Source organism: Paenibacillus chartarius, assembly GCF_042432825.1.
Taxonomy (GTDB): Bacteria; Bacillota; Bacilli; order Paenibacillales; family NBRC-103111; genus Gordoniibacillus; species Gordoniibacillus chartarius.
The window spans coordinates 24,648-32,196 of sequence record NZ_JBHLWN010000078.1 but is presented as its reverse complement, the minus strand read 5'-3'; the positions used below and the strand labels follow the sequence as shown (position 1 = coordinate 32,196).

General features: G+C 54.3%; 6 protein-coding genes. 3 read left to right on the top strand and 3 right to left on the bottom strand.

The window, feature by feature from the left end; translation table 11 throughout:
- Together ACFFK0_RS21705 and ACFFK0_RS21700 are read left to right on the top strand one after the other, a co-directional pair.
- Positions 1-879: arylamine N-acetyltransferase (locus tag ACFFK0_RS21705; protein WP_377472464.1), on the top strand; the 879-nt coding region annotated here is incomplete at its 5' end.
- Between the two features lie 183 nt (positions 880-1,062).
- Positions 1,063-1,473 carry a YjdF family protein gene (locus ACFFK0_RS21700; RefSeq protein WP_377472463.1) on the top strand — a complete coding sequence of 137 codons (411 nt, stop codon included), beginning with the start codon at positions 1,063-1,065 and terminating at the stop codon, positions 1,471-1,473.
- A gap of 115 nt (positions 1,474-1,588) precedes the next feature.
- On the opposite strand, the gene ACFFK0_RS21695 is transcribed toward ACFFK0_RS21700, so the two are convergent.
- The 3 genes from ACFFK0_RS21695 to ACFFK0_RS21685 are packed head-to-tail and all read right to left on the bottom strand — an operon-like array spanning position 1,589 to position 5,475.
- Positions 1,589-2,638: an ABC transporter ATP-binding protein gene (locus ACFFK0_RS21695; protein WP_377472462.1), complete on the bottom strand. Its 1,050-nt coding sequence runs from the start codon at positions 2,636-2,638 to the stop codon at positions 1,589-1,591.
- Positions 2,635-4,392: an ABC transporter permease gene (locus ACFFK0_RS21690; RefSeq protein WP_377472461.1), complete on the bottom strand. Its 1,758-nt coding sequence runs from the start codon at positions 4,390-4,392 to the stop codon at positions 2,635-2,637. The genes ACFFK0_RS21695 and ACFFK0_RS21690 overlap by 4 nt, the downstream gene beginning before the upstream one ends.
- An 18-nt stretch (positions 4,393-4,410) precedes the next feature.
- Positions 4,411-5,475 (bottom strand): ABC transporter substrate-binding protein, encoded by a 1,065-nt coding sequence (locus tag ACFFK0_RS21685; protein ID WP_377472460.1) that lies wholly within the window; start codon positions 5,473-5,475, stop codon positions 4,411-4,413.
- A 359-nt stretch (positions 5,476-5,834) separates the two neighbouring features.
- On the opposite strand from ACFFK0_RS21685, the gene ACFFK0_RS21680 reads away from it, so the two are divergent.
- Positions 5,835-7,517 carry a CehA/McbA family metallohydrolase gene (locus tag ACFFK0_RS21680; RefSeq protein WP_377472459.1) on the top strand — a complete coding sequence of 561 codons (1,683 nt, stop codon included), beginning with the start codon at positions 5,835-5,837 and terminating at the stop codon, positions 7,515-7,517.
- Positions 7,518-7,549 lie beyond the last annotated feature (32 nt).

Genomic DNA, 7,549 nt, shown 5'->3' with positions numbered 1-7,549 from the left:
AAGCTCTTTTTCTATATCCGCTTTTTCCAATTCCTACACCCACGGAGATTTTACACTAACGACCGTGCTCTGCAAGCCCGCTATTTGTCCGCCCTCCAGGCAGACGTTCGAGAGCCTGCCATGGAGTACTTGCGCTTCTTGATCAAACGCCACTTGCATCGATTCCCGTTCGAAAATTTGAGCAAATTTCATTACTACTCGAATCGGGCGCGGAGCGGCTTGCAGTGGCTTCCCGATACGGCGACGTTCCTGGGCCATCATGAAAATGAAGGCGTTGGCGGGAACTGCTACATTCTAAACGTCCATTTCGGGGAATTGTTGAAATCGTTAGGCTTCGCTGTCGAAACCGTCCGCGCCGTGAACGGCAATATGCATCTGGCGAACAAGGTAAGCGTCGAGGGCAAGTCTTATTATGTCGATGTGGGGTACGGAGCGCCGCTCTTCGAACCGCTGGATCCGGAAGAGCAGCCCCGGTTTTCCCGCCGCGGGGAGGATGTGGAGATTACCCGGATCGAAACGGGCCGCTATATGATCGACCGCAGGGTGAACGGGCAGAGCTTCGTAACGAAAATCATCGAGTGGACGCCCGTAACGATCGAGAGCTTTGGCGAGGCGATTACGCACTCTTTGCGGGATGAGGAGGACAACCCTTTTATGCGGCGCATCGTAGCGACGTTGTTCAACCAGGAGGCCGCGTACTCGGTGGTCAATCAGAAGCTCTTCATCAAAACCGACAAGAGCACCGAAGTCCATGAGTACTCGCGACAAGCGGATTGGATGGCGATGATGCAGAAGCTGTTCGGGTTCCGCCCCGAGCGGCTTCAGGAGGCGGTGCGTTTTGTAGAGGAACGGGGCGTTCGGTTGTTTGCGGAGGATTGATTTTGGACTAAGGCCGACTTGCGATTTCATGAATATGGAAATATAATCGGTCTTGAATGAAACGAAAAAACACGGCCTGGTTGGTAGTCCAGGCGCATGGCCTATTCTAAGACCGCCATGTCAGTAACCTTCCCCCCTCGGGATGTCCATCGTTTCGTTTTACAATGAGGGGGACGTTAGGCAATGAAGCTCACGGTTTATCATGATGGTCAGTACTGGGTTGGAGTCGTTGAAGCACAAGACCAAGGCAAGCTGAAGGCCGCCAAATTTGTTTTTGGCCCGGAGCCTCACGATGAGGAAGTACTGGAGTTTATCCGCAAGCATATGATGCAGCTGGTAAGCGGACTGACTCAAGAGGTTGCGGTTATGCTTCCCGAGACCAAGCGGGTGAATCCGAAGCGATTGGCCAGGCAGGCGGCTTTGGAAATGAGCAGGAAAGGCATTTCATCTCACGCGCAGGACGCTATGAAGCTCGAGTACGAAAAGCGCAAGCTGGAGAAGCGAGCAGACTCGAAGCAGCAGCGCGAAGAGAAGAAGGCGCATATCAGGCTGTTAAAGGAACGGAAAGCCAAAGAAAAGCATCGTGGACACTAGCTGTCACCTGCCGGGAACCTCCATCTCCATGCTAAGCGTGGATGTGGAGGTTTCTCGTATGATTGGACCATAAAGAGCCCGAAGCAGCGATGCTTAGGGCTCCCTTCGTCCATCCTCAGTCTTCCTCGCCCCCCGCTAAGGTCATCGAGACTTCGTCGTTCAGCTGAAACTGCAGCGGAGAACTGATTTCCAATAGGCCGTCCGCGCAGTGGACATGGTAATGGAACTCCTTACCCTGGAACTGCACGTTCCTCACCTCGCCCCGCAGTCCGCGGGCCCGGCCGGGAGCGCCGAGCTGGAACTGATCCGGACGAACCGGATACATGCCGGCTTCTTTGAAATAATCCGCGACCCGCTCGCCATTCCATCGCACCGTTCCATCCCCGCCAATCGGGGTAAAATGATTCCGCTCCCATCGCCCCCTCACCAAATTCGCCTTCGAAACGAACCTGGCGACGAATTCTGTCTGCGGGCGCAAGTAAATGTCCTGCGGCGTACCGATTTGCTCGATGCGGCCGTCCTTCATGACGACGATCCGGTCCGCCATAGCGAGCGCCTCGCCCTGATCATGCGTGACATAGACGATGGCCGTCCCCGTCTGCCGGTGGATCGCCTGAATTTCGCGGCGCATCTCCATGCGAAGCATCGCATCCAAACTGCTGAGAGGTTCGTCCATGAGCAGCAGGGAAGGCTCGGCGGCGATCGCCCGCGCGATGGCGACGCGCTGCTTCTGCCCGCCGGACAGCTCATGCGGCATGCGCGTGCCGTGCTGCGACAGGCCGACCATCTGCAGGACGCCGGCGATCCGCTCCTGCTCGTTCGCGCGGACCCGGGCAGGCGTTTCCTTGTGATGGCGTATCGGAAACCGGACATGCTCGGCGACGTTCATATGCGGCCAGAGGGCAAACGCCTGGAACACCATGCCGATCCGCCGCTTCTCCGGCGGGAGGCTGAAGCCGGGCTTCGCGACGACGGTACCGTTCATCGCAATTTCGCCCGTCGTCGGCTGCTCGAAGCCGGCGAGCATGCGCAGCAGCGTCGTTTTGCCGCAGCCCGATGGGCCGAGAATGGCGACGAATTCGCCGGATTGGATCGATAAGCTGAGCGATTCAATCGCTTGGAATTTTCCGAAGGCTTTGCTGACTCCGGTGAGTTGAATACTCATAGCTGTTGAACTCCCTTCTTGGCCGACAACTGTTGGATCAACGCAAGAGCCCCCATGCCGGCCAGGACGACAAGCACGATCAGGCTGGAGAGGGCGGTGGAATACAACGTGCTGCCCGCCTGCTCGAAGCTGAAGATCGTGATGCCGATCGTTTGCGAGCCGCTGGCCCAGAGCAAGGCGGATACCGTCAGCTCCGTAAGCGCCGTCAGGAAGACGAGGAACGCCCCGCTCAGGAGGCCCGGCAGCAGAAGCGGCAGCAGAACGGTAAACCACTTGCGCCAAAACCCCGCACCGAATATATGGGCGGCCTCCTCCATCGACGGATCGATTTGCATGAAGGAGGTAATGCCGGCCCGCACCTGCAAAATCAGAAAGCGGCATACATAGGCGATGAACAGAATGCGTACGGTGCCGTAAACGCCCGGATTCCAGCCGGGAATCGGCTCCATCCAGACGAAGATCATCGATAAGGCGAACACGATTCCCGGCAAGGTGTAGGGAAGCGCTACGGCGAGCTCGGCCGATTTGGTCAGCCAGGACGGCTTCCGTACGCGGAAATAGGCGAGCAGCGAGCCCAGCACGAGGCAAACGAGCACCGTAACGAGAGACAGCTGCAGACTATTCTGGATCGACTGCCACACCTTCGGGTTCTCGAACAAAATATAGCTATAGTTGGAAAACGTCAGATTGGCCGGCCGGAACGGAAGCCCGTACGCCCGCTTGAGCGAGATGGCGATCATCGAGAAGAGCGGAACGACCGTGATGAGGGCGAGAAACGCCCATACGGCGGCCGTGATCCATCCCCGATGCTTGCCGAGCGAGTAGCGGGGGCTGTCGCCCTCGACGACAGTATCTGCCGTTCTGATTTTTCGTACCGATAACCACTGAAGAAGCGTGCCGGCTACGGCGATTATGCCCAAGATGACGGATAAGGCGGCTCCCCGCGCGAAGGCGGTCGGACCGAAGCCGATAATTTCTTCATAGATGAGCGTGCTCAGCACGGAAATGTTCTTCGGAATGCCGAGGAAGGCCGGAATCCCGAAATTGTCGAGCGAAGCCAGGAACGCGATCAGACCGCCCGCGGTTAAGCCGGGCAGCGCAAGCGGCAGCGTGACGAGCCGGAACGTCTTCCATTTGCCCGCGCCGCCGGCCCGTGAAGCCCATTCCAGATCGCGCGGGATTTTCTTCAATACATCGACGGTAAACAGGTAAACGAGCGGGAAATGATGAATCCCCATGACGAAAATAATGCCGCCGTAGCTGTACATGCTCCACGGCTTGGCGGCCGGATCGAACAGATGCAGCACGGAAGCGGCAAGCCCCTGGGTGCCCATGAAGGACGACCAGGACAGCGTCAGCACATACGAAGGCAAAATAAACGTAATCAGCATCGCCATATGCAGCATTTTCTTATGCCGAATATCGGAATAAGCCATCAGCCAGGCGGCCATGACGCCGATCGCAATGGAGACGGCGGAGGAGCCGAGGACAATGATGGCCGTATCGTTCAGCGTCTTCCAGAGCCGCTTCTGCCCCAGCAGTTCGATGTAATGGGACAGGGTAAGTCCGGCGCTGCTGGGTGCGCTGATACTTAAGATGACCAGCTTGGCGATGGGCAGAACGAAGAAGACGAACAGCCCCGCTAGCGCCAGGCCGAACAGAACCAGCCTGACGAGCCGCCGGGGAAAAGAAAGGAGGGAGGGGTTGCCCCCTTGTCCCTCCTGCATAAGTTCAAGCTGTTTGGAATCGGCCATTACACTCTGCTCCGCTTCTTATTGTCCGAAGACTTCGGTGAATTGCTTCTTGTCGGCTTCGCGGGCTTCTGCCAGTTTGGAAATGTCGGAGGAGAGCACTTTGAATTGGCCGACGCCTTTGAGACCTTGCGGTGCGGCTACCCCTTCGCGGATCGGAGCATAACCGATGCTGGAAGCGAGCTTCTGGCCGTCCTCGGAAAGAACGAAGTCGACGAATGCTTGCGCGGCTTTCTCGTTCGCCGTGCCCTTTATAATGGCGATCGGCTCCGTAATGACCGGAACGCCCTCGGTCGGATAAATCAGCTCAACCGGGGAGCCCTTCGCTTTCTCGCGGGCGACGAGGTAGTCGACGACCATGCCGTACGATTTTTCACCGCTGGCTACAGCGTTCAGCACGGCTCCGTTCCCTTTGACGACGGAGATGTTGTTGGCCTTCAGGCTCTTGAGGAAGTCCCAGCCGAAGCCGTCCGTGCGGGTGAACACGCCTACGTTGTAAGCGGCGGCGCCGGAATACAGCGGGCTCGGCATAATGCCGGCGTCTTTACTTTCGGCTGTTGTCAGGAGCTTCCAGGAAGTCGGAAGCGTCTTGACCTTCGACGTATTTACCGCGAGCACGGTTGCCATCACCTTAGTGCCGGTGTATGCGCCGTCTGCATCAGCCAGTTCTTTCGGGATCTTGGCCAGCTCCGGCGATTTGTAGGAAGCGAGCAGGTTTTGCTTCTTCAGGCCTTCGAACGTAACGGCGTCGGCCAGCAGCAGCACGTCGGCCTGGACTTTGCCGGCCTTGCTCTCGGCCTGCAGCTTGGCTACGACTTCTTCGGTGCCGGAGCGGAAGCTCTCGACTTTGACATCCGGGTATTTCTTATTGAAGGCGGCGATCAGCTTTGTCAGATCGTCCTCCGGCTGGGATGTATAGAAGGAGAGCTTGCCGGAGATTGGGGCGGCGGCTTCAGCCTTCGGAGCCTCTTGCTTCGGCGCAGGCTGCGCGCCTTGGCTGGCTGCCGGGGCATCGTTCGTGCCGCAGCCGCTGAATACGAACATAGCGGTCAAGCTCAAGAGTGCGAATCGTTTTTTCAACAACATGGTTCTCTCCTCTTTGTCTGGTAGATTAGCAGGAAATAGCTTCATTTCAGTATAGAAAGCTAGTGTTAAGGGTTGGTTAAGGGAAATGCGATTGTTTGTAAACGTGGATTACAGTTGGATTTAACAGGACGCGCAGGAAATGAACCATCGGCTTACAGTGTTTTTATCTATCAGAAAAGTAGAAATATATCATCGGGTAGAAAGACAAGAATGATTTATTGCAATTAATATCGATGGATTTTGAATTGTGAGTTAAATTGATGCAGCAATATAATGTAACAAAACAGGCAGGATCAATGGATCAGGATATATAACCCGACCCATTTGATTTAATACTCATGGTGATAGGGAGGATGGAGATGAAATTTACGGCACGGGTATGCAATGAAAAAAAAGAAGCGATATTTTGCCGGATCCATGTATACGCGATTTCGAATTGTAGCGAGACGCCCCGAGAAAATAACAAGGCAACCGTCTATTGTAACGGAGAATATGTGTTTGAACTGGCGCCTGGAGAGTACGGGATTGAAATTACGAAAGGGAAGTTATTCTCGCCCGTAAAGGTAAACATACAGATGGCTCAAGATGACGTAGTGTTAGAGACGGTGTTAACGGAAATCATCGATACGAAGCGGCTTGGACTGTATTCCTTTGATGCGCATTCTCACGTGTCAAGAAGTCTGAGTGTACAAACCGGCAACCTAGAGTATGCTTCTACGGTCATGAAAGGGGAAGATTATCACTTCTTCTTCGCAGGTTCGCCATATGATCAAGAAACTCATAGAGAAGATATAGATGTTTGTTATAATGCCGAGGTTTCCTATAGGGAACGGTTCTCTGATGTAATCGCGGCCGCAAATAACGATAGCTTTATTCTGGACATCGGAAACGAAATAGTGAAATGCCGTTATGGGCACATGTTTATAATGAACTATGACCAGAAGCCGCCTTTTAGCCAATATTATGATCGGGCATGGGATCCGTGGCTTTTTACGAAAATTGGAGACGAGCCGAGATTCATGATCCCCTATCCCTACGAAGCGCTCAGGAGAGAGCGAGGCCGGAATTCCGTTGCGGTTGCTGCGCATCCGACAAGCTGGTGGTTTCATGAGGGGGAATTCATCAGTAATATCGCGGCAACATTGGGGTTCGAAATACTGGCGGAATCGATTGATGCGATGGTGATCATGGGGTATGACCGCGATCACCGCTATTACCAAAGCCTTTGGTACGATGCCTTAAACAACGGGTATTTTATGCCGGGAGTGGCCGAGACGGACCATACGTTCGATACGAATCAAACGAAGTACCTCGAATTTAAAACATATACCTATTTGGAGGATTTCACTATTGATGCCTTATGTACATCCGTTAAAGCCGGAAGGAACATCGTATCCTCGGGTCCAATCGTCCTCTTGAGCGTGAACGGACAACTGCCGGGAGCGGTGCTGAACTATCAAGCGGGGGAGGAATTCCGCGTTCGGATCGAAGCGTTTCCATGCTGTGAGGCGCCTCTGCATCAGGTTCAACTCATCGTCAATGGCGAGGTGTGGAAGGAATACAGCGTAAACGAGGAGCGTATTGAAGTGAATGAAATTACGATTATCAGCCAGGATAGCTACATCCTCGCAAAATGTTATGATGCGGCTGGTAATGTTGCTATTGCAAACCCGGTTTACATAAAAAACACACCGTTTGTGAACAGAGACTTCAAATCCGATCTGACCGTGAAGGTTATGAAGGATGGGGAACCGGCGGACGGACGGTTCTGGATCGATGACGATCCGCATAAGACTGCGTTTTCCAAGGAGATAACCAGCAAGATAAGTGTAGCCGCCGAAGTGAATATCGAGGTGGAGGGCACCGTTAAGACAGTGAAATTGTTTGAAATGGATGAATTGCAAAGCATATTCAGAAACCTGTACTTCGGATATTTTAATCGCGATCGCCGTTATAGGGCAGGCGAAGTGCCGGCCGAATATTTTGAGCTTTCGCGCATTCGATCGTTATTGAGCAAGGTGGATCTGCATGTCCGATTTTAGACCGGTCGTTAGACCCCATACCGCAACTTTAC

Excerpts from the sequence above, each read along its gene's own strand:
- ACFFK0_RS21700 (WP_377472463.1), top strand. The coding sequence starts at position 1,063 with ATGAAGCTCACGGTTTATCATGATGGTCAGTACTGGGTTGGAGTCGTT.
- ACFFK0_RS21685 (WP_377472460.1), bottom strand. The coding sequence starts at position 5,475 with ATGTTGTTGAAAAAACGATTCGCACTCTTGAGCTTGACCGCTATGTTC.
- ACFFK0_RS21680 (WP_377472459.1), top strand. The coding sequence starts at position 5,835 with ATGAAATTTACGGCACGGGTATGCAATGAAAAAAAAGAAGCGATATTT.
- ACFFK0_RS21695 (WP_377472462.1), bottom strand. The coding sequence starts at position 2,638 with ATGAGTATTCAACTCACCGGAGTCAGCAAAGCCTTCGGAAAATTCCAA.
- ACFFK0_RS21690 (WP_377472461.1), bottom strand. The coding sequence starts at position 4,392 with ATGGCCGATTCCAAACAGCTTGAACTTATGCAGGAGGGACAAGGGGGC.